We start from the raw sequence: 21417 nt of genomic DNA, 5'->3' as shown, positions 1-21417 counted from the left end.
AAAAACATATGAATTGTTTTAAATATGTTCCCTACGCTGCTATGAGGCAGATCAGGTTCAAAGGGTCATCATCTAAAACGGATGAAATCTCAACCAGCAATTACTGGTCCCCCCACATTTTGGTTTATTTGCGTTTTTATTTCCACCATTATTATAGCAGAAGTTTATTATAATGCTAGTCTAAATTAAGATGGGAGAAATATCCTGATTACCCATGGAAAACATTGCGTTTGAAGTAGTCTTTCTATCCATGTTAGTCTTAATTTTGTTATTTTGATTTAAATGTATATTTGAATGGAGGAAAAAATATTGAAACTGATTGCAGTTATCTTTGCAGCGAGTACATTGTTTTTAGTCCATTTCATCCAATCTGCTGATTTACGCGTTTATGCTGAGACATTAGATGTTTATGATATATATGAGGTTAAAGGGAACGAAACAATTTCTTCCATTGCTGATCAATTAGAAGTGTCTGAGGAAGAATTAACAATGATGAATCACCTAGAAGATCGAACGGTTCAAAAAGGTGATAAGCTTATCGTTCCTAAAGTAGAGGAAAAAGAAAAGAAAGAAAAGAAGCCTGACATTTCGTTAACATCTGAGGAGAAGGATCTTTTAGCAAGACTTATCCATGCAGAAGCGAAAGGCGAACCGTTTGAAGGAAAGGTAGCTGTTGCAGAAGTTGTGATTAATCGAGTGCAGGACGAACGATTTCCTGATACCATTCGTGGTGTTATTTATGAAAATAAGCAATTTCAACCAGTTGATAATGGTTCGATTAATAAGCCTGCAGATAAAGAAGCAAAAAAAGCAGTAAAGCAAGCAATGAAAAATCATGCATTGCCAGATGAAACGGTCTTTTTCCACAATCCAACAATCGTACCGCAATCTTGGTTGAATACGAGAGAAGTTGTTACAGAAATCGGTAATCACCGTTTTTCTATGTAAAGCAAACCCTTCTATCTTATTGAACGAAGATGAACTAATGATAAGGAGCCATGGGTGACATCAGTCACATGAGGCTCTTTTTATCGTGTTAAAAAGGATTGCTAATAAGGAATTTACTTGCCTTTATTTGGTGTTCAATTATAATGGGAATTGAAATATAAATAATCACCTTACGTTATGTCTTACATAAAGGAGTGATACTATGTTATCAAATATTGGTATACCAGGTCTCATTCTTATACTTGTACTGGCCCTCATTATTTTCGGGCCGAAGAAGTTACCTGAAATTGGACGAGCTGTGGGAGAGACGTTGAAAGAGTTTAAAAACTCTGCTAAAGGTTTAGCTAATGATGATGATGACTCTAATGAGAAGAAGAAAAACAATTTAGAGAAGTAATTTCAACTAAAAGTTGGCATATCTTATGTCAGCTTTTTTGTTTGTAATGAAACTTGCATTTAAGCTTGGATGACAAGAGGATTATATATTGTGTATAAAACGTGCAAACTCATTGGTTATCTTTTTAAAGAAAATGCCATATATTGATTACGCATTGCAAAGTTTCTAATACAAGGATAAAATTGAGGGTACGCAGTAGCGACAGATAAGAATTTATACATGTTAGTGAGGAATTTTATTATGAGTACATTTAAAGACGAAGTATTATCGCGTCGAACATTTGCAATTATTTCCCACCCGGATGCTGGGAAAACAACCTTAACAGAAAAGCTTCTTTTATTCGGAGGGGCCATTCGTGATGCAGGGACTGTTAAAGGGAAAAAGACAGGGAAATATGCAACAAGTGACTGGATGGAAATAGAAAAACAACGTGGTATTTCGGTTACGTCTAGTGTTATGCAGTTTGAGTATAATCATGCTAAAATCAATATCTTAGATACACCAGGACACCAAGATTTCAGTGAAGATACTTATCGTACATTAACAGCAGTGGATAGTGCAGTTATGATCATTGATTCAGCAAAGGGGATCGAGGATCAGACTTTAAAACTCTTTAAAGTTTGCCGTATGAGAGGTATCCCTATTTTTACATTTATCAATAAATTGGATCGACAAGGTAAGATGCCGTTAGAGCTTTTAGCTGAATTAGAAGAAGTAATGGGGATTGAATCATATCCGATGAATTGGCCAATAGGAATGGGGAAAGAGTTTTTAGGCATTTATGATCGTTTTAATAATCGTATTGAACAATTTAGGGTAGATGAAGAGGATCGTTTCCTTGAATTGAATGATGAAGGAGAAATTAACGAAGAACATGCTCTAAAACAATCAGGGCTTTATGAACAAACGTTAGAAGAAATTATGTTATTAAATGAAGCGGGTAATGAATTTTCGCGTGACCGCATTGCTTCAGGGGATTTAACACCTGTTTTCTTTGGCAGTGCTTTGACTAATTTTGGTGTGCAAACGTTTTTGGAATCTTATTTACAGTTTGCTCCTTCTCCTCAACCAAGAGAATCGACTGTTGGAGAAATCAATCCTTTAACAGAAGACTTCTCAGGGTTTATCTTTAAAATTCAAGCGAATATGAATCCTGCACATAGGGATAGAATCGCTTTTCTTAGAATTTGTTCAGGTAAATTTGAACGAGGGATGAGTGTAAATATTCCGCGTCTTGGTAAACAAGTGAAATTAGCACAATCGACACAATTTATGGCAGATGATCGTAGTACCGTTAACGAAGCTGTAAGTGGCGATATCATTGGGATTTATGATCCAGGAACATATCAGATTGGTGACACATTGACAAGTGATAAAAATGGTTTCCAATTTGAAAGACTACCTCAGTTCACCCCCGAATTATTTGTTCGAGTGACAGCAAAGAATGTAATGAAGCAAAAGCATTTTCATAAAGGGATTCAACAGCTAGTGCAAGAGGGGGCTATTCAGCTTTTTAAAACGGTGAAAACAGATGAGTATTTACTTGGAGCAGTTGGACAATTACAATTTGAAGTATTTGAACATCGGATGAAAAACGAATATAACACGGAAGTCTTAATGGAGAGGTTAGGCTCTAAAATTGCAAGATGGGTTGAAGGTGAGAACAATTACGATAACCTTTCTAGCTCGCGTAGTTTACTTGTGAAGGATCGATATGAACATCAAGTGTTTCTGTTTGAAAATGATTTTGCTCTTAGATGGTTCCAAGATAAAAATCCAGATGTACCATTATATAATCCGATGGATCAGCAGCAACAATAAATATAATTACAGGCACGCACAATTTTTGTGCGTGTTTTTTTATATATCATTATTTAAGCAATCAATCGTCCAACGCTGATATATTTGGCACGAACCTCATCTTGTTTTTTAAAGAAGGAGGTTGATACACAGACGAGTTTTAGCAACGGTAGTTGTCCGTAAAGTATAGGTTAAGGTCAAATTATTTATATGAAAATAATGATTGACAGTAAATGAAATACAGATTATAGTATAAATACGTTATAAAAATACTTTAGTGCATAAAAGCGTTTAAGCAAAATAGTATTCTTAGTTTTAATATAATTTAACCGGTAGTGCCAGTAGATGATTTATGAACAGTTAAAGAGACTGAATGGTTGGTGAAAGTTCAGGTCATAAATTTTTCGAATTACACCTACCTATAAAGGTTAAAATAGATGAAGTGGACAAGTGTGGTGTCTTGTCAATTAGGGTGGTACCGCGGAGATCATTCGTCCCTAAATAAGGGATTTATGAGCTCTTTTTTTACGCTTTTAGAAATATTGGAGGTTAGTTTATTATGCAACAAGAACCAAGCATCAAAGTAAAAACATGGGAAGCTATACTTATCACAATTATTCTCCTTAGTGGTATAAGTTATTGTATGATTGCCCTTGAGGCACCACCACATATTCCCATTGTATTATCGATGATCTTTTTAATTAGTTATGGATTATGTAAAGGCGTTAAGTATAAAGAAATAGAACAAGGCATGATGGATGGGACAAAGTCAGGGCTTGGCGCTACATTTTTATTCTTTTTTATTGGTATGTTAATAAGTAGTTGGATGGCAAGCGGGACCATTCCAACGTTCATTTATTATTCTTTAGATATTGTAGGACCGAATTATTTTTATGCCATTTCTTTTGTTGTTACCGCTATTATTGGTATGAGTATTGGCAGTTCATTAACAACAGCAGCGACGATTGGTGTTGCATTTATGGGATTGAGTGGTGCATTAGATTTAAATCCGGCTATTACTGCAGGTGCAATTATCTCAGGCGCATTTTTTGGAGATAAAATGTCTCCACTGTCTGATACAACGAATTTAGCATCCATGACAGTTGGGGTTGATTTATTTGATCATATTAAAACAATGAGTATGACAACGATCCCTGTATTTATCTTATCCTTTATTATTTTTTTCCTAATCTCACCGAAGGGAATGGGAGAGGCCAGCTTAGTAAAAATTAATGAAATGCAGGATGGTTTATTAACGCTAGGGTTGGTGAAATGGTATGCAATCATTCCTTTTCTTGTATTAGTTGTATTAGCGATAAAGAAAATACCTGCTTTAATTACATTAGCATCTTCGATTGTTACTGCAATTATTGTTTCCTTCTTTGTGCAAAATGAAATGAATTTGGGTAAGCTTATTACTATTTTATTTAGTGGTTATACATCAAATAGTGGGATTGAGGATATCGACTCATTATTAACTAGAGGTGGAATAGAAAGTATGTTTTTCTCTATTTCACTTGTCCTGTTGGCTTTAGCAATGGGAGGGTTATTTATTAAATTAGGGATATTAGCAGCACTTATTCGTGGGATTACTGACTACTTATCTAAACGTGGCCCATTAATTTCAGCAACTGCTTCAACTGCAGTTGGTATCAATTTTATTGTAGGTGAGCAGTATTTATCTATCTTATTAACAGGTAATGCTTATAAAGAATCTTTTAATAAAGCGAACTTGCATCCTCGATATTTATCCAGGGTTTTAGAAGATGCTGGTACAGTGGTTAATCCTCTTGTACCGTGGAGTGTTTGTGGAATCTTTCTCACGACAGTGCTAGATGTTAATACATTAACCTACTTGCCATTTGCCTTATTTTGCTTAATAAGTCCATTAATGACTATTTTATATGGTTGGACTGGTTGGACAATGAAGAAGCAGTAATCATTTCAATTTGTATGATATAAGCCATTTTCTCTTCTAGATTTCTAATAGATGAAGAGAAAATTGGCTTTTTTTATTTCTTTAATAAAAAAGGATGTAAAATAATTGAAATAGGTTCATAAAATATTCTCGCTTTCGCCTTATTTTAGTAAATGTAATCTAGATCTCGATGACGTTTTAATATATTTTAATTTTTGATAACATTTTTTTAGTTATATTGCACAAGTATGAAAGTTGCACAACTTTTGTCATTATATTGTAGTGAATGTGGTATAAAAATATTCTTTACCCCTATAATTTTCTAATTTTACCCGTATATTTGTAAAGATAGGGTAATAAAGTTTGTGGCAAGTCTTCATGCACAATTCATCTAATTTTCCTGTGTTATAATTTGGGTGAATAAAGAGGTGAGTGCATGATTAAATCACTGTTTAGAGGCCTAAAGACACAACATAAAACCATTGAAGAAGAAGTTTATGCCATTCAAAATGGTGATCGACAATTAAGAGATGTGTTTATAGATAAATTTAGACCTTTTGTAGCTAAGTCGGTATCTTTAGTTTGCAGGAGGTTTATATATGATTCCGATGATGAATTTAGCGTGGGTTTAATCGCCTTTAATGATGCTATTAATAATTATAATCGAGCAAAAGGAACGAGTTTCGTTTCTTTTGCTGAGGTTGTTATTAAACGAAGAGTCATTGATTATATTAGACAGCAATCGAAACATCAAAACCTTAGTTTAGATGCTAGCCATCACTATGAGGATGGTTCGAATGAGCAAGCCAGTGCATTAATAGAATCAGAAATATCGATAAGGGGCTACTTAGAAATACAAGATCAACAGGCAAGGAAAGAAGAAATAATTAAGTTCACGAATGATTTATCTCATTTTGGTATTAGTTTCAAAGAAATTGTAAAATGCTCGCCAAAACATGCCGATGCAAGAAGGACAGCAATTGAAATTGCCCAATTAATTGCCAATGATGTGATGTTGAAAGACATGTTATATTCCACCAAGAAATTACCAATCAAGCATATGGAATCAAGAATAAAAGTAAGTAGAAAAACAATTGAAAGAAATCGTAAATACATTATTGCAATGACATTAGTTTTATGTAATGACTTTGTCTATTTAAAGGATTATTTGAAAGGGGTGTTAGAAACGTGAAAAGAGGAGTGATTGTCGCTATTGATGAACGTTTCTTAACACTTTTAACAAATGAAGGTGAATTTTATTTTAGCTATAAATACGAAGCAATATATGAAATAGGTCAAGAGATTGAGTTTGAGCCTGTGATGAAAAATCCTAAGGTAGGATCTGTTAAAAAACCGAAATATGTAAAAATGATTATGCTTGCTGCTGTATTTATTCTTTCCTTTTTAGGCTTATCCTTATGGCCTAATCATTCTGAACAGACAATCTATGCTTATATGACTATTGATATTAATCCAAGTATTGAATTAGCCGTAAATGAACAATTCGAAGTGATACAATTGAAGGGTTACAATGCAGATGGAAAAAAAATCATTCAAGAGATAGCGGGTTGGCAAAATAAACAATTTGATACGATATTTTCAGATATCCTATCAATTTGTAAGAGTCAGGGATATATGCAAAAAGGAAGAGAATTAACGTTCGCCACAGTCATCATGTCAGATCAATATTTAGAAGAAGAAAGATTAAGGAAACATACTGACTTTGTTACAAGGGAATTAAATGAAGAAGATGTAAGTTTGCATTTAATTAAAGGCTCTAAAACAGAACGAGAGTTAGCTCAAGAAAAAGGACTTACTCTAGGGGCATACATGGAGTTGAACGAGAAGACTGAATATGACAATACCGCAAAATCGAATGTAAATGAATCAGAGGAAGAAAAAAAGACTGAAAGTGATAAAGAAGAAAGTAAGGAAGATAACAAAGAAAGTGAAATAAAAAAAGAAAAAGAAAAGGAAAATGAAACATCCATAGAAGTGAAGGAAGAGAAGGGGACAGTGCCTACTTCTGATGATAATGAAGCTATCGATCCAAATATAGAGGCAAATGAATCAATACCAAAAAAAGAGGTTGAAGAGAAGAAGTTTCGTTATAAGAAGCATGCTGATGATGAACACAATGACTCTTCGTCTGTCACTAATAAGGAGATTGAAAATTATAACTTTAAAGGGGAACATAAACATAAAAATAAAAATAAAAATGATGCTGAGAAAGAACAAAATGATACCGATAATTCCGATGTTCATGACGATAATGGATGGCGTGATAGGCATGATCAAGACAAGCACAATAACGAAAAAAGGGATAAAAATAATGAAAGGAAAAAATATAATAAAGAATCACCATAATTGCAAGATTTATGGGTATAATAAAAAGTCCGAGTTGAACCTCGGACTTTTGCCATGTTATTTTTGTTTTCCGGAAAGTTCTGCTTGAGCTTGTTGGACTAATCTTTTGGTGATTTCTCCTCCGACTGAACCGTTAGATCTGGAAACAGTGTCCGAACCTAACTGTACGCCAAACTCTTGAGCGATTTCATATTTAACTTGATCTAAATATTGTTCAATTCCCGGTACTAAAAGTTTATTACTATTCTTTGGCATGATTACACATCTCCTAAAGATAATTTACAGTAATTGATATCACTGTATTTGTATTATGATGTATTGTGTTCATTTCATGAGTGGTAAATTAGCTGTTTGTATCCTTGTTTTGGCAAAGAAAGCATAATTAGCTTTCAAAACAGGGGTAGCTTATATTATTATAGAGTGTAATTGAGTTTAGTTGAGGTGAAAAACGTTTGTTAAAAGATTTTAAAGGCTGGATAAATAGGCGTTCGCCAGCACAAATAATCACTGCATATTATTTCTTGTCGATTTCAATTTCTGTAGGACTCCTCTATTTACCAGGTGTGAATCAAAAAGGTGTAGAAGTTAGCTTTATAGATACTGTATTTACTGCTGTGACAGCTGTTAGTGTAACGGGATTAACCGTTGTTGATTTATCACAAACTTATAGTGTTTTTGGGTATTTTGTGATAATGATTATTATGCAATTTGGTGGAATTGGTATTATGGCATTAGGTACTTTCTTTTGGATGTTGTTAGGTAAGAAGATTGGATTGAAGAGTAGAAAACTAATTATGGTTGATCACAATCAGTATGCGCTTTCTGGGCTTGTTCAACTCGTGAAAGAAATAATTAAATTAATGATTCTTATCGAAGTAATAGGGATGTTTATACTTGGCTTTCATTTTTTAAAGTACTATCCTACGTGGGACGAAGCTTTTCTCCACGGAATATTTGCCTCTGTAAGTGCAACAACAAATGGGGGTTTAGATATAACAGGTTCATCAATGATTCCATATGCCCATGATTATTTCGTGCAGTTTATTACAATCATTTTAATCTCTTTAGGGGCAATTGGTTTTCCTGTTTTAATTGAAGTCAAAGCTTTTCTATTAAAACGTAAATGGGAAAACTCTCTCCCGTATCGTTTTTCTTTATTTACTAAAGTAACAACCGTTACATACGCTTTTTTACTCGTTTTTGGAACCATTATTATTTTAGTTATGGAGTTTCAACATTTTTTTAAAGGGCTATCATGGCATGAAAGTTTCTTTTATGCACTATTTCAGTCAGCGACGACAAGAAGTGGTGGGTTAGCAACAATGGATGTTAGTGAATTTACTTTGCCAACCCTATTGATCATGAGTATTATGATGTTTATAGGTGCTTCACCAAGTTCGGTTGGGGGAGGCATACGGACAACCACCTTTGCGTTAAATATTTTATTTATCTGGAATTTTGCCAAAGGAAATAAACATGTGAAAATCTTCCGCAGAGAAATTCACCAAGATGATATATTGAAATCATTGGTTATTACAATTTTAGCCACGCTTTTATGCTTTGTAGCAGTGCTGTTGATTAGCATTACAAATACACATTTATCACTTATTTCCATAATATTTGAAGTTTGCTCCGCATTTGGAACGACTGGTCTTTCCATGGGGATAACAGCTGATTTAAGTAATACTGGAAAAATCGTCATTATGATACTAATGTTTGTCGGTAGAATAGGCTTAACCTCATTTTTATATATCATAGGTGGTAAAGAAGAAAAGCCACATTATCATTATCCAAAGGAAAGGATTATTATTGGATAAATAGATAGATACGAAAACCAAGCTTAACAAAAAGCTTGGTTTTCTAATCTGCTTTATAACCTGCATCTTTTGTTGGATGAGAGAAGGGGGCATCTGGTACTTCTTTTTCTTCTATCAGTGCGCGATTCTCAGGCGTATTAAAGCCAATATCGTTTGTTGGATGAACCCATTTGTCTCCAGCCATCACAGCTGGGTCTACTTCATCACTCCAATTCTCAAGTGGAGACTGCTCTGATACATAATTACTATCCCCAATTGTTACCCCAAATTCGTTTACAAAAGGTGGTTGTAGCTCCTTATGACTTTTTCGAAAGTCAGGTGAAGAAATTTGATGTGGTAAGCTTTCTATTTTGCTTCGCTCTTGCTTGTTTTGTCTTTTCACTTATCATCACTCCTCTTTTTATTTTTCTCTTCTGTTTGATCGTTTATGAGATGAAACATGAAGAAATAAAAGGTAAGCATAATGACCCTACATTAGGCGGAAAATATGTTTGTTCTTACGAAATATGAAGGAGGAGTCAGAAGATGAAGAGAAAAGCTAGCCATCGTGCTGTTGAAAAATATAGTAAGACACCAAAAGCCAATCAAGAAGATGTTGAATTTTCAACTGAATTTACTAGTGGTGAAAATGTAAATAAAGGTGCCAACCGCAATTCAAAACAAGGAAGAAAAGGGAGAAGCTAAATGTATCAGTTAAAAAATGAGCGGAAACAGAAACAGCCTCCTCAAGTGAATGTAGAGTTCGGGATGGAGTTTGGCGATATGAACGCTTCAAAGATTTATGAAGTTACAAGTAAAAAAGGCAAGGTTAATAAGAAATGAAAGTACAAGCCAGAAAAGTTTAAACTGCTTTTCTGGCTTGTTTTTACACACTATGATGCAAACACAGCTGCCTGTTCTTTGGCATAATATACAACCATCACTGATTCATCCATTTCAATGAAACCGGTCTGCATATATTTCTCAAGATTAAAGGGAAGCTTCTCTACAATGGAGTGCTTATATAGTTCTTTTTCGTTTAAATGTAATAAAGCAAAGTCTTTGCTTACAGAACTTGGATCTTTTAGAAAATGTTGATAAAGCAAAGATCGTTCTTTTTTATCAATTGAGGATGGCCACCAAGGCTTTCTAGGTTTATATTTTTGATTAGATAGGTAATCATATTTCATTAAGCCTTCTATGACCTCTAAATTTTTCACCTGTGTATCCTCTAAGAAAGCAAATAATCGATGGAATAAATCTTCTAATTGGTGGCCAATTCTTGACCAGCCTTTCCCTTCCCAATAACTTCCGAACTCTTGGAAAAAATCAAAAGGGGTAGGGAAAATGTTTGTAACTAAGTATTCAATCGTATGATCCATCCGATGGTCATTCCAATATTTTTCTAATACATCTTCTACTTGTTTGATTCGGATAATATCTTGGAATGATAATACATTATTTCCAAGGATTTCATAAGGTGATTGATCCATATAAATATATTGATGATTGGCGGCACTTTGCCTTAACCCTGTACCCCTCAACATTTTTAAAAATCCTAGTTGTAATTCTTCTGGACGCAGAGCAAAAACATCATTGAACGTCTTCTTGAATGATGCATAATCCTCCTCAGGCAAACCAGCAATTAAATCAAGATGCTGATCAATCTTGCCACCTTCTTTTACCATTGTCACTGTTCGAGTCAACTTCTGAAAGTTTTGTTTTCGCTTCACTAATTCATTCGTATAATCATTAGTTGATTGTACGCCAATTTCAAACCGGAATAAACCGGCAGGTGCGTGATCGTTTAGAAATTGAATGACTTCTGGCCTCATAATATCAGCTGTTATTTCGAATTGAAAAACCACACCAGGCATATGTTCATCAATAAGAAATTGAAACATTTCTAACGCGTAACTGCGACTAATATTAAATGTCCGATCCACAAATTTAATCGTTTTCGCTCCGTTTCGCATTAAATAACGAATATCTTCTTTCACCTTTTCACGATCAAAATATCGAACACCAACTTCAATGGAAGAAAGACAGAATTGACAACTAAAAGGGCAGCCCCTACTCGTTTCAATATATGTAACCCTTTTGCCAAGCTCCCTCTTATCTTCTTCAAAGCGAAAAGGAGAGGGTAGTTCACGAAGGTTAAGTTTGTTGTTTTGTGGATTAACTTGCAATTTGCCATCTTTAAGATAAGCAATGCCGTTCACTTTGCGCCAATCCTTTTCACCATCTATTTGTTGAAGTAGTTGTTTAAAAGTTTCTTCTCCTTCACCTACAGCGATAAAATCAATCTCTGAAACATTCTCTAACCATTCAGGGACATCATAGGTCACTTCTGGTCCACCAAGTATAATTATTACATCAGCATTTATTTTTTTGATCATACGAATGACTTTAATTGTTTCTTCAATATTCCATATATAACAACTGAAACCTATGACATTCGGTTGCTTATTAATTAAATCAGTAACAATATTCATAACTGGGTCTTTAATTGTATATTCAGCAAGTTCAACGTTGAAATCAGGTTCAGCAAATGCTTTTAAGTACCGTATGGCAAGGTTAGTATGAATATATTTAGCGTTTAATGTTGACGCAATGACTTTCATTTTCTTCTCCTTTTATATGCAGTAAGAAAAAGCGGTCGAGACATAAAATACCCAACAGCTTCTTATCTTTAACTAACATGTTTTCTTGGCAATACATTTTATTTTATCATAATTTTTATTAAAATCCTAAAGTCAAAAATTAATAAGTTTTAACATTGACTTCATATTGTCTTTAAATTGGTAAGTTATGATTAACCTATCAAAGGAGGAGTGATAAGATGTTAATCGCAGCGATTATACAGTGGCACCGCTTTTGGTTTGTTGGTATAAACTATTTTTTAGAAGGTGATATTCCTGAGTGGTTATTTCACCGACTATTCTCGAAGTCTATGCATCATCAAGAAAAGCTTATCTTTTTCTTGAAGAAACAGAAGGTCACCTCACGCACAAGGAGAGCATCATTACATGGGTAGTATTGTTATAAATAATATAAAAAAATGGCTATAGACATATACTCATCAAAAGTATATTATCTATAGCCATTTTTTTATTCTTTACGATTGTTTTCTTCTTCTTCAATAACCCCATCATTTCCTTTATCAATACCAGTAGCCTGATTGACCATCATGGAGAAAAGGTTTAAACCTTGATCCATTGGATCCATTTCATATTGTTTTTGGCCAATTTTTCGAGATTTTTCAATATCACTCATTAAAGGCACCTCCATGTTATAGGTTGCACTAGTTCATTTGGCACCATTCATAAATGAAAGAATTAACTTTTTTGGTTTAGGTAATGTTGTAAGCACATGGTACAAGTGATGGAATCTTTACTAATAAACTTTATCCGCCTTAAATCTGAACGATTAACTATTGTAAAGTGGTGATAAGTAAAACCACATTCCGTTTTTTTTTGATTTTTAACAATATGAATTAAATTATCTTGTTTACTTACAATTGTTGGAAACATCATAAACGTTTAACTCCTTTTATACCTGGTACTAACACGTGATAATGTAATGATAATCTATTTTGTGTTTTTTGTGAAATGATAAAATAAGGTAATTGAAAGGAAATTTAATACATAATTAGTGAATTGGTGAAGTTAATGGTGCCGATTAAAATAGTATTGTTTAACAGGGTTTTTAATCGCAAATATAATTAGTTGACCAAATTAAAAGCAGTGTTTTCATTAATTGTAAATAAACAGTCTGTCAATATAGAGGAATAATAGATAATAACATCAAGGAGATTTATGAAGTGGATGTCATTATAGTTTCTGACAAAGAACATTTTTAAGGTAGTAAATTTTGATGAAGCATTCTTTCAAATACTGAATTTGCTTAAATGGAATGAACAAAGGCATAAAGAAAGAACTATAGATATTATCGCAACCAAAGGAGTACATACATCTAAAAAATTCTTACATCAAAATAAGCACCTAGATTAGGGTCTAGGTGCTCCGGGAGGATGAAAGTAAGGAGGAATTTTTAGCCAGCCTCTTTTGTGCATGGTGTTTTTAAGGTTCATACTAAATATCATTTTTTCTGCATAAAATCTAGCCCACATAAGTCCAATATCATTTCTAATTGATTGAGTCATGTTAGTTGAACACATCATGATATTTGAAGCGATTTTAATACTAATTAAATTTGCAATTTCATCATTTGTAGATTTCACACCTAATGGTATGTTATTCGGATCCGAGTTAGGCTTCGATTGAGCTGTATTTGAAAGAGGGATACCTTCATTTATCATAAAATTTTCTAAAGTTCTTTTTTGGTGTTCAGCTAATCTTTTCGATTCAGCTAATAATTCTAATAACTCTTTATCAGTAGTTGTATTTAAACAAGTTTCTAATGCAGGAATTTCTTCTGCAATTGAAGTGTAGTACAACCAACACCCCATGGCTTCTCCTATATGTGGATTTTGTTTAGGATCATCTTCTATCGATGTTGATTTTATGTAATTTATAACTGCTTGAAAAGCGTTAGGCAACGATCATCCCTCCGTATTCTTTAGTTATGTAATCTTAATTATCTCCAGAAGTTAAAATAACTATGTGCGTAATGAGAATATAAGAAAAGGTACTATGAAATAAATAAACAAAAGTTGCGCTCATTTGATCTGAGGTTCACCTCCTGAGGTAAGAAGAATAACATCACCTAAACCTGGATCAGGAACTGTTATAGCCATAAATCCATAAATATCAATATCAAACTTCCTTTCAAAACTAATTGCCAGCTGACTTTGTATCTTATGTTAATCAAATGTGAAGTAGGTTGGATTTAAAATTTAAAGAAGTAAAAATGTTATTAATGACCTCTGTAGATTAAACAAATAATCGATTGATCGAGCTGAGCTAGTTTTAAATATAATTAAGTAGGTAGGAAGGGGCATTATTTGAAAAAAACATTAAAAATCCATTCCGACCCCAAACGAAAATTTTTACTGGAATGTAAGAAATGGAAATTAAAAATAAAAGGTCGATAACCCTTTAATACCAAGAGTTATCGACCTTTTACAATTAGCGTCCCAGATAGGAATCGAACCTACGACCTACAGCTTAGGAGGCTGTTGCTCTATCCTGCTGAGCTACTGGGACATATATTGTTTTTTTCTTTTGACAATATAAAATTATATACCTATATAAATGAACGGTCAATAAAAAAGCCTTTGAAAATGTTTAATGATTTTTATTGTTATTATAATAATGGGAAAAGAGCGTCCATAGATGTTTAAATGATAAAGGCAGTAGTTACATAGGACTGTAACTACTGCCTGACCTTACCTATTTAACCAATTCGGTATTTTCTACGATAATATCGAAAGATCGTTCTAATTTGTCTCTTTAGTTGTTTAAACCGTGCAGTGCTTAACTCAATCAGCGGCTGAGTCACTGCGGTGACCCATTTGCTTGATAATAGCAAAGTAAGCACTAAGGCGAGTCCTGCTAACAAGAGAAAACTTCTTGCATCATTGAAGAAATCCTGCACTTCACTTTCTCTAAATACTCGTACGAAAAACCCGTGAAGAAGATAAACGTATAATGTGTTTTTACCTAGCTTTGTAAATGAATAATGTCTATTAGGCACAAAGGCAAAGAAACATGCCATCATCATCAAACTGAGTAAATAGAAACCTAATCTAGTTAACATGGACGAAATAGATGCATCATCAACGACGGAATATGGCTTTGACCCAAGTAACCATTCATAGTTGATGTTTGGATTAAAGTAGAATAACACAAAGACAGCTACAAAAATACCAATCGCACCGATGCGAACCGATGGTCTAAATAAAACTTGGAAATGCTCTTTCTTCATTAAATAACCTAGTAAGAAGAATGGGAAAAACACAAAAGTTCTAGATAAGCTCAAATAGTTTGTAACCCAATCAGCATATCCTACAGCTAGCCCAATCGCAAAAGAGAGGATAATGGCTACACTAGGTTTGAATTTGGCAAATATCAATAACAATAGATGCCAGAAAAATAAAGAAATTAAGAACCATAGCGACCAATGTGGATTAAGCGGATCCACGTTAAAGGCTGCACCTTGATGTAAGAAATAATAAAAGACCGAATAGATTAGTTGGAAAATAAGGTATGGCAAAATCAATTTTTTAGCTATTTTTTGAATATATCCCTTTTGATAATACCCTTTTGCAAAAAAGCCTGAAACTAATATAAATGCAGGCATATGAAATGTATAAATCACTTTGTAAAGCGTATAAATTGTTTCACTATCTTCAATAAAAGAGCGAATCAAATGTCCGAATACCACAAAGAAAATAAGAATAAACTTTGCGTTATCAAAAAAGTAATCACGCTGTCTCATAAATCCTCCTTTATTAAAGACCCCCTAAAACATCACTTATTATATACCCATTATGTAAGAAAATAAATCAATTCAAACATGTGAACGAGTGGATAAAAATCCAAAACATGGACATGTAAAGGTAATATGGCATTGAAATGCATAGGTATATATAACTATTTTTAGTTAAAATACTACTTCAATATCCCCTTTTTATCGATTATAATGTTAGCAGAATCTAGTATAATAGAATCATTATTGTTAAAAGGGATACATTTTTTTAAAAGGAGGAATTATATTGAAATTACTGAAAAAATGGCGTTTAAAACAAAGTAGCATCCCCTTTTTAAATGCGATGTTAATACGGGTGTCCAAGTCAGATAAATGGAGAAAGTTAAAAATCGGTCAAAAGTATGGGGTAGCTTTGTGGCTTACTTTAGGCGTATTCACTATATCAACGATTTTGTCTTTTATTATGCTTGTCTACAGTACCTTTAAACTTAATGAAGCAGAGAAGGCAAGTGAAAGAGCGCTAGAAATCGCTGATATAGGCACAGATTTCTACTTAAAAGGCGGGACAATTGGGAATTATATTATTGATTCTAATCCAAAACATTTAAATACATATGAAGATTTAGAAACAGACATAAAGAATAAACAACAAGAAATACAAGCAATGATCCAATCGGAAACAGCACAGGAAATGTTTGTTAAAATCAATGAATATGATAAAGAAGTAAATCAATTATTTTATGATGAAATCGCACCAAATGTGAAGTTACAACATGTACGCGAATACCGCTTAGGGAAGTTGCAGGTGGATAATTACATCGAGCAAACAATGAATACATTAGATGAACTAACATCTATTATTAAGGAAGAGCAGGAATCTGCCATTAACCAAGCGAGTTGGATGATGATCGTTTCAATTGTTATCTTAGTACTGTCACTAGTACTATCAGCAATTTTCGGATTTTTTAGTCATAGAATCGTGAATAAACAATTAGCTTATCGTCTTACAAAGGTTGTGACAGCTTCAAAGGAAATAACAAAAGGAAACTTAAAAGCTAGTGATATTCATTCGAATAATCAGGATGAAATTACAGAAATCGCAGACGCTTTTAACCAAATGAAACACCAGTTGCGCCAAATGATTCAAGAAATGCTTACAGTTTCACAAAGTTTAAATGAGAGAAGTGTTCACCTTGGTGCCGTTTCATCTGAAGTCGCAGCTGCTAGTCAAGAAATATCGGCGACAATGGAGGAATTATCGGGAGGAGCAGAAGAGCAAGCAAGTGCAAGTGCGGATTTATCAAAAATTATGGAAGATTACTTATCTAAAGTGGAGAATGCAGAAACGAAAAGTGTTTCTATGCGTGAAGCAGCCTCAAATGTGAAGAATATGACATTAGCAGGAAATGAATTGATGGAAAATTCTAAAGAGCAAATGAATAGGATAGATGAAATAATTAATGATTCGATGCATCGAGTGAAAGGGTTAGATCAAGAAACGAAACAAGTAAATAAGTTAATATCTGTGATACATGAGATCGCTAACCAAACGAATTTATTGGCATTAAATGCGGCAATTGAAGCTGCGAGAGCAGGAGAGCATGGCAAGGGCTTTGCTGTTGTTGCGGAGGAAGTAAGAAAACTTGCTGAAAAAGTCTCCTATTCAATAAGTGATATCACTTCAATCGTCAATAAAATTCAGTCAGAGTCTGTTGGAGTCGTAGAATCGTTACAAGCCGGCTATGAGCAAGTAGAGATTGGTAGTAATAAAATTCATCAAACAGCGAATACCTTCCAAAGTATATCAACTGCCATCACTGATATCCATGGAGATATCGAACATATTTCATCAAGTATGGTAGAAATGCTAGATAATTCAGTTGGGATGAGCGAATCTATAGAAAATATTGCTGCGGTTTCTCAACAATCAGCAGCTGCAGTAGAAGAGACGAGTAATTCTGTTACACATACAAATGATTCAATGGAAAACATTCAGCTATATGTACAAAAGTTAGTTGAAATGGCTCATACATTAAGTAAACTTATAGAAAAATTTAAACTATAATGGGGAAAACAAGTATTCTGCTAGTTTAAGCGGGTACTTGTTTTTTTATTATGAATAAAAAGGATTATGGCGATTTTTGTAGAATAACCTCGTGGTAGAATAATTTGTTTTAGGGGGTAAGGTAGTTTGCCAACATCGAATAGTTCTTTTGAAAGACAAAAGTTGTTAGAAAAGCTCTCAAATGATGAAGGAATCTATTCAGAGCTCTTTATGGAAGCCATAGATGGAATCATCCTATGGGAGGATGGTGGTCATATTGTACATGCGAATGAATCAGCGTGTCGAATATTTGAAACTTCATATAATGAAATTACAAAATGTAAGATTGAAGATTTTGTTGTCGATAAAGATAAAAAGTACAAGGAAATCCTAAATGTATTATATAAAAGAGGGGCAATAAGAGATGAAATTCTATTCTTTATGCCTAACGGACAATCTAAGATTTTAGAATTTACAATGAAATTACAATCTTACACTGGTTTTCATATGGGTATTTTTCGTAATGTGAGTGAGCGAAACCAAATGGAACAAGAGTTAAGAAAGAGTGAATTGAAGTTTAGAAGAGTATTCGAGGGTACACTTGAAGGTATCATTTTATGGGATAACGAGGGAGTGGTACAAGACGTTAACCCTTCTGGAGAGAAAATTTTAGGGGCAAGTCGTGAAGAATTAATCGGAAAGTCGTTAAAACATATGATGGCTAGATTTTCTGGGAATTTAGATGAAATGAGAGAGATCATCACACAAATAACAATGAACGGTTCTTATGAAGGAAGGATACAACTACAAGGTAAGGGAAATGAAAATAAATTATTTGAGTATTTAGTTAACTATAATTTGTTTTCAGAGTTTACAATTTCTACATTTAAGGATATAACGGATAAAGTCGAAATGGAAGAAAGATTAAGAAAGTCTGATACACTGAATGTATTAGGACAACTTGCTGCAGGTATTGCTCATGAGGTGCGCAATCCAATGACTGCAGTAAAAGGATTTATACAATTGCTTGAGAACTCATTAAAAAAAGAATCTGATCATGATATGTATTTTAATATTATTTCAACGGAACTCGCAAGAATCGATTCTATTATTAATGAATTTCTTTTTTTAGCAAAACCACAGGCCGTGAGATATATGGAGAATGACATAATTAACATTATGCGCGAAACGGTTAAGTTATTAAATGCTCAGGCCCTACTGAATAATATCCAATTCCGTACTTATTATGAATATGGTTTACCAAAAATGATGTGCGAAGGAAACCAACTAAAAAAAGTTTTTATAAATATTATAAAGAATGCAATTGAAGTAATGCCGGATGGTGGATATATCACAATTACCATTAAACGTCTTGAGGATCAAACTGTAAGAATTTCAATTCAGGATGAAGGTGGAGGAATACCACAGGATAAGTTAGAAAAGCTAGGACAGCCATTTTATACTACAAAAGAAAGGGGAAATGGTCTTGGATTAATGGTTTCATATAAGATTGTTGATGAACATAATGGGGCAGTACAAGTGGAAAGTAGTGAGGGAGTAGGAACAACTTTTCATATTATTCTTCCTATGAATAATTAATTTTTTTAAAATATAAGTAGGAAGAATGTAATTTATGTTTCAAAATTAGATATATATCTAATTAGATATATGTTAAAATGGATTTATTCATAACTGTTGTTAAGAAAAGGAGTGAAGGATTATGCAATTAAACCGCATTGTTGCATTTCATAAAACCATGGGCGATCCAACGAGAATAAGAATTGTTTATTTGTTATCAAAAGGGCCATTACACGGACAAGCAATAGCAGGAAAGTTAGGATTAACACCACCAACGATTACACATCACCTTCATAAATTAAGGGATATTAATTTAGTTTATACAAGAAGAGAAAAAAATACGGTCTATTATTATTTAAACGAAAAGATTATTCTTCATCAAGCTGTTACATTAGAGAAAATCATTAGCCAAAAGGAGGAGTTAGAAGAAATGGAGCAAGACAACGCATATAGAAAGAAAGTACTAGACGCTTTTATTCAAACTGATGGAAAATTAAAATCTATTCCTGCTCAAAGAAAGAAAAAGCTTATCATTTTTGAACATATGGTAAAAGGGTTGAAAAAAGGTGTGAAATATGAAGAGAAAGAGATAAATGAATATATTAAAAATTTTCATGATGACTTTGCCACGATTAGAAGGGAATTTATTACGAATCAATATATGTATCGTGAGAATGGGATCTATGAAGTAAATCCACCAGAAATGTGGGCGAAAATAGAATAGTAGTAGTTGGCCTACTTTAGACGGCAAAATCCACTGTTGTGAGTGCTGGTTGGCCAAGTATAAAAGAAGCTGCGAACCTAATTTGGCTCTAAAAAATACGAGCAAATGCTGACAGATATATAACAGTATTTGCTCGTATTTGATTTTAGCTAGTCATGTATTTCTTGAAAATATTAATAAAATTCAGGTTTGCGATCATCGAAAACAGGGATGGTTTTCCTGACACGATCAACCTCCGAAAGATCAATCGTCGCTGTGACAATCTCTTCTTTTTCCGTACCACTTTCGAGAACTTCCCCCCAAGGATCAATGATCATCGAATGTCCAGCGAATCTATTATTAGGATCCTGCCCTACACGGTTACAAGCAATCACATAACATTGGTTTTCAATCGCTCTTGCCCTTAATAATGTTTGCCAATGATCGACTCTTGGTTTTGGCCATTCTGCTACAACAAAAATAGCTTTGGTCCCGTTTAATGTATGTGCTCGAAACCATTCCGGGAAACGAATATCGTAACAAATCATACCGGCTACTTTCTCACCATTAATATTAAAGCTGCCTTTTTCTTCTCCCGCAGATAAAAATTTATGTTCATCCATTAATTTAAATAAGTGCATTTTATGATATTCTTGTAGCAATTCTCCGTTTTTATCAACTGAAATCATCGTATTAAAGTATTCCTTATCACGCTTAGTAGCAACTGATCCGCCTACGATATGGACTTGATATTTTTTTGCTAAGTTTTTTAAGAATTCAATTGTTTTTTCACCTTTAACATCAGCAGTGGACGACAAATTTTCTAGATCATATCCAGTTGTCCACATTTCTGGTAGGACAATAATATCTGGATATGGTTGAACTTCACAAGCTTCCTTTACTTTTATTTCTACATGCTTATAGTTTTCTTCAGGATGGCCAAATTGTATATCCATCTGTATACAAGCAATATGTAATTTCATCGTTAAAACTCCCTTATTTCAATCTTATTTATACTTTAAATATATACGATTTTTAAAAAGTTTACTACTGTTAATGATTTTAAGTACTTGTCGAAAAGTAATGCAAACTATTCTCAGAAAGCGTCGAATCATGTTGATATAAAAAAAGATTGTCTTATTTTGCGAATCTATTTACTTTTATAAAAATTCTTGTAATAATTTCTCAAGTAGACAAAAAATAATCGAAAGCAGGACAAATTTAGGAGGAGAAAAGTTGAAGTTAAATCAAAGGGAATTATTGGACAAGATTCAAATGAAAAGAGAAATTATGATGAAATGTGCGTGGAAAGTAGGTATTAATGACAAATTAACTATCCAGCATAGTCAGGAACTAGACATGCTTATATATGAATATCAGAAGGCAAAAATAAACTCCGAGCCCCGTAGGACCCGAGAATTTAAGTTAAATATTAAACAATACCATGTAAATATAAAAACAAAAGCTGTATGA

General features: G+C 33.5%; 21 protein-coding genes, 1 tRNA gene, 1 pseudogene and 1 riboswitch. Of the genes and pseudogenes, 15 read left to right on the top strand and 8 right to left on the bottom strand.

The window, feature by feature from the left end; genetic code table 11:
* Positions 1–11: 11 nt before the first annotated feature.
* Positions 12–124, bottom strand: a riboswitch (TPP riboswitch).
* Positions 125–309: 185 nt separating this feature from the next.
* The 6 genes from MKX29_RS23760 to MKX29_RS23735 all read left to right on the top strand — a co-directional run bounded on the left by MKX29_RS23760 (position 310) and on the right by MKX29_RS23735 (position 7430).
* Complete coding sequence (locus MKX29_RS23760) at positions 310–948, top strand: cell wall hydrolase (protein WP_224937801.1); 639 nt, start codon at positions 310–312, stop codon at positions 946–948.
* 202 nt (positions 949–1150) lie between these two features.
* Positions 1151–1345, top strand: coding sequence for a twin-arginine translocase TatA/TatE family subunit (locus MKX29_RS23755; protein WP_341108113.1), 195 nt, complete (start codon positions 1151–1153; stop codon positions 1343–1345).
* Between the two features lie 240 nt (positions 1346–1585).
* Entirely contained in the window at positions 1586–3166 is a 1581-nt protein-coding gene (locus MKX29_RS23750) for a peptide chain release factor 3 (protein ID WP_341108111.1), read from the top strand.
* A 538-nt stretch (positions 3167–3704) separates the two neighbouring features.
* Positions 3705–5084 (top strand): Na+/H+ antiporter NhaC, encoded by a 1380-nt coding sequence (gene nhaC / locus MKX29_RS23745; RefSeq protein ID WP_341108109.1) that lies wholly within the window; start codon positions 3705–3707, stop codon positions 5082–5084.
* 415 nt (positions 5085–5499) lie between these two features.
* A complete protein-coding gene (gene sigI, locus MKX29_RS23740) occupies positions 5500–6255 on the top strand; it encodes an RNA polymerase sigma-I factor (protein WP_224937804.1) in 756 nt (251 codons plus the stop codon).
* Positions 6252–7430 carry an anti-sigma factor domain-containing protein gene (locus MKX29_RS23735; protein ID WP_341108106.1) on the top strand — a complete coding sequence of 393 codons (1179 nt, stop codon included), beginning with the start codon at positions 6252–6254 and terminating at the stop codon, positions 7428–7430. Before sigI ends, MKX29_RS23735 begins: the two co-directional genes overlap by 4 nt.
* A gap of 57 nt (positions 7431–7487) precedes the next feature.
* On the opposite strand, the gene MKX29_RS23730 is transcribed toward MKX29_RS23735, so the two are convergent.
* Positions 7488–7685, bottom strand: a complete 198-nt coding sequence (locus MKX29_RS23730) for an alpha/beta-type small acid-soluble spore protein (protein ID WP_095369732.1) — start codon at positions 7683–7685, stop codon at positions 7488–7490.
* A gap of 197 nt (positions 7686–7882) precedes the next feature.
* On the opposite strand from MKX29_RS23730, the gene MKX29_RS23725 reads away from it, so the two are divergent.
* Positions 7883–9247 (top strand): TrkH family potassium uptake protein, encoded by a 1365-nt coding sequence (locus tag MKX29_RS23725; protein WP_224937806.1) that lies wholly within the window; start codon positions 7883–7885, stop codon positions 9245–9247.
* 43 nt (positions 9248–9290) lie between these two features.
* Here MKX29_RS23725 and MKX29_RS23720 read toward each other — a convergent pair whose 3' ends face one another.
* Entirely contained in the window at positions 9291–9629 is a 339-nt protein-coding gene (locus tag MKX29_RS23720) for a DUF3905 domain-containing protein (protein ID WP_224937807.1), read from the bottom strand.
* 143 nt (positions 9630–9772) lie between these two features.
* Between MKX29_RS23720 and MKX29_RS23715 the strand changes: the two genes are divergently transcribed.
* Positions 9773–9931 carry a hypothetical protein gene (locus tag MKX29_RS23715; protein ID WP_224937808.1) on the top strand — a complete coding sequence of 53 codons (159 nt, stop codon included), beginning with the start codon at positions 9773–9775 and terminating at the stop codon, positions 9929–9931.
* The gene (locus MKX29_RS23710; RefSeq protein ID WP_224937809.1) at positions 9932–10069 is read left to right on the top strand and encodes a hypothetical protein; all 138 of its coding nucleotides are present in this window, start codon (positions 9932–9934) and stop codon (positions 10067–10069) included.
* A 50-nt stretch (positions 10070–10119) separates the two neighbouring features.
* Here MKX29_RS23710 and MKX29_RS23705 read toward each other — a convergent pair whose 3' ends face one another.
* Positions 10120–11850 carry a B12-binding domain-containing radical SAM protein gene (locus MKX29_RS23705; RefSeq protein ID WP_341108100.1) on the bottom strand — a complete coding sequence of 577 codons (1731 nt, stop codon included), beginning with the start codon at positions 11848–11850 and terminating at the stop codon, positions 10120–10122.
* 218 nt (positions 11851–12068) lie between these two features.
* Here MKX29_RS23705 and MKX29_RS23700 point away from each other — a divergent pair, with 218 nt between their 5' ends.
* Complete coding sequence (locus MKX29_RS23700) at positions 12069–12263, top strand: hypothetical protein (protein WP_224937811.1); 195 nt, start codon at positions 12069–12071, stop codon at positions 12261–12263.
* A gap of 74 nt (positions 12264–12337) precedes the next feature.
* Here MKX29_RS23700 and MKX29_RS23695 read toward each other — a convergent pair whose 3' ends face one another.
* On the bottom strand, positions 12338–12502 hold the full coding sequence (locus MKX29_RS23695) for a hypothetical protein (RefSeq protein WP_224937812.1): 165 nt from the start codon (positions 12500–12502) through the stop codon (positions 12338–12340).
* Between the two features lie 505 nt (positions 12503–13007).
* Between MKX29_RS23695 and MKX29_RS24565 the strand changes: the two are divergent.
* A pseudogene (locus MKX29_RS24565) lies at positions 13008–13088 on the top strand (hypothetical protein); the annotation flags it as partial.
* Positions 13089–13235: 147 nt separating this feature from the next.
* On the opposite strand, the gene MKX29_RS23690 reads toward MKX29_RS24565, so the two are convergent.
* From MKX29_RS23690 to MKX29_RS23680, 3 genes are all read right to left on the bottom strand, one after another.
* Entirely contained in the window at positions 13236–13787 is a 552-nt protein-coding gene (locus tag MKX29_RS23690) for a DUF3231 family protein (protein WP_341108097.1), read from the bottom strand.
* Between the two features lie 533 nt (positions 13788–14320).
* A tRNA-Arg gene (locus tag MKX29_RS23685) sits at positions 14321–14394 on the bottom strand.
* 190 nt (positions 14395–14584) lie between these two features.
* On the bottom strand, positions 14585–15628 hold the full coding sequence (locus tag MKX29_RS23680) for an acyltransferase family protein (RefSeq protein ID WP_095369725.1): 1044 nt from the start codon (positions 15626–15628) through the stop codon (positions 14585–14587).
* 277 nt (positions 15629–15905) lie between these two features.
* Between MKX29_RS23680 and MKX29_RS23675 the strand changes: the two genes are divergently transcribed.
* From MKX29_RS23675 to MKX29_RS23665, 3 genes are all read left to right on the top strand, one after another.
* Positions 15906–17684 (top strand): methyl-accepting chemotaxis protein, encoded by a 1779-nt coding sequence (locus tag MKX29_RS23675; RefSeq protein ID WP_341108095.1) that lies wholly within the window; start codon positions 15906–15908, stop codon positions 17682–17684.
* A 126-nt stretch (positions 17685–17810) separates the two neighbouring features.
* Positions 17811–19262 (top strand): PAS domain-containing sensor histidine kinase, encoded by a 1452-nt coding sequence (locus MKX29_RS23670; RefSeq protein WP_341108093.1) that lies wholly within the window; start codon positions 17811–17813, stop codon positions 19260–19262.
* Between the two features lie 121 nt (positions 19263–19383).
* Positions 19384–19965 (top strand): DUF2087 domain-containing protein, encoded by a 582-nt coding sequence (locus tag MKX29_RS23665; protein ID WP_224937820.1) that lies wholly within the window; start codon positions 19384–19386, stop codon positions 19963–19965.
* Positions 19966–20138: 173 nt separating this feature from the next.
* Here the strand turns inward: MKX29_RS23665 and MKX29_RS23660 are convergent, their stop codons facing one another.
* Positions 20139–20927, bottom strand: coding sequence for a carbon-nitrogen family hydrolase (locus MKX29_RS23660; protein WP_095369721.1), 789 nt, complete (start codon positions 20925–20927; stop codon positions 20139–20141).
* Positions 20928–21180: 253 nt separating this feature from the next.
* Between MKX29_RS23660 and MKX29_RS24560 the strand changes: the two genes are divergently transcribed.
* Positions 21181–21417, top strand: coding sequence for an aspartyl-phosphate phosphatase Spo0E family protein (locus MKX29_RS24560; protein ID WP_095369720.1), 237 nt, complete (start codon positions 21181–21183; stop codon positions 21415–21417).

Origin of the sequence: Cytobacillus sp. FSL R7-0696 (genome assembly GCF_038006865.1) — a bacterium.
Classification (GTDB): Bacteria; Bacillota; Bacilli; order Bacillales; family Cytobacillaceae; genus Cytobacillus; species Cytobacillus kochii.
Note: the sequence above shows the minus strand (reverse complement) of the source record. Positions and strands in the feature narration are given on the sequence as shown.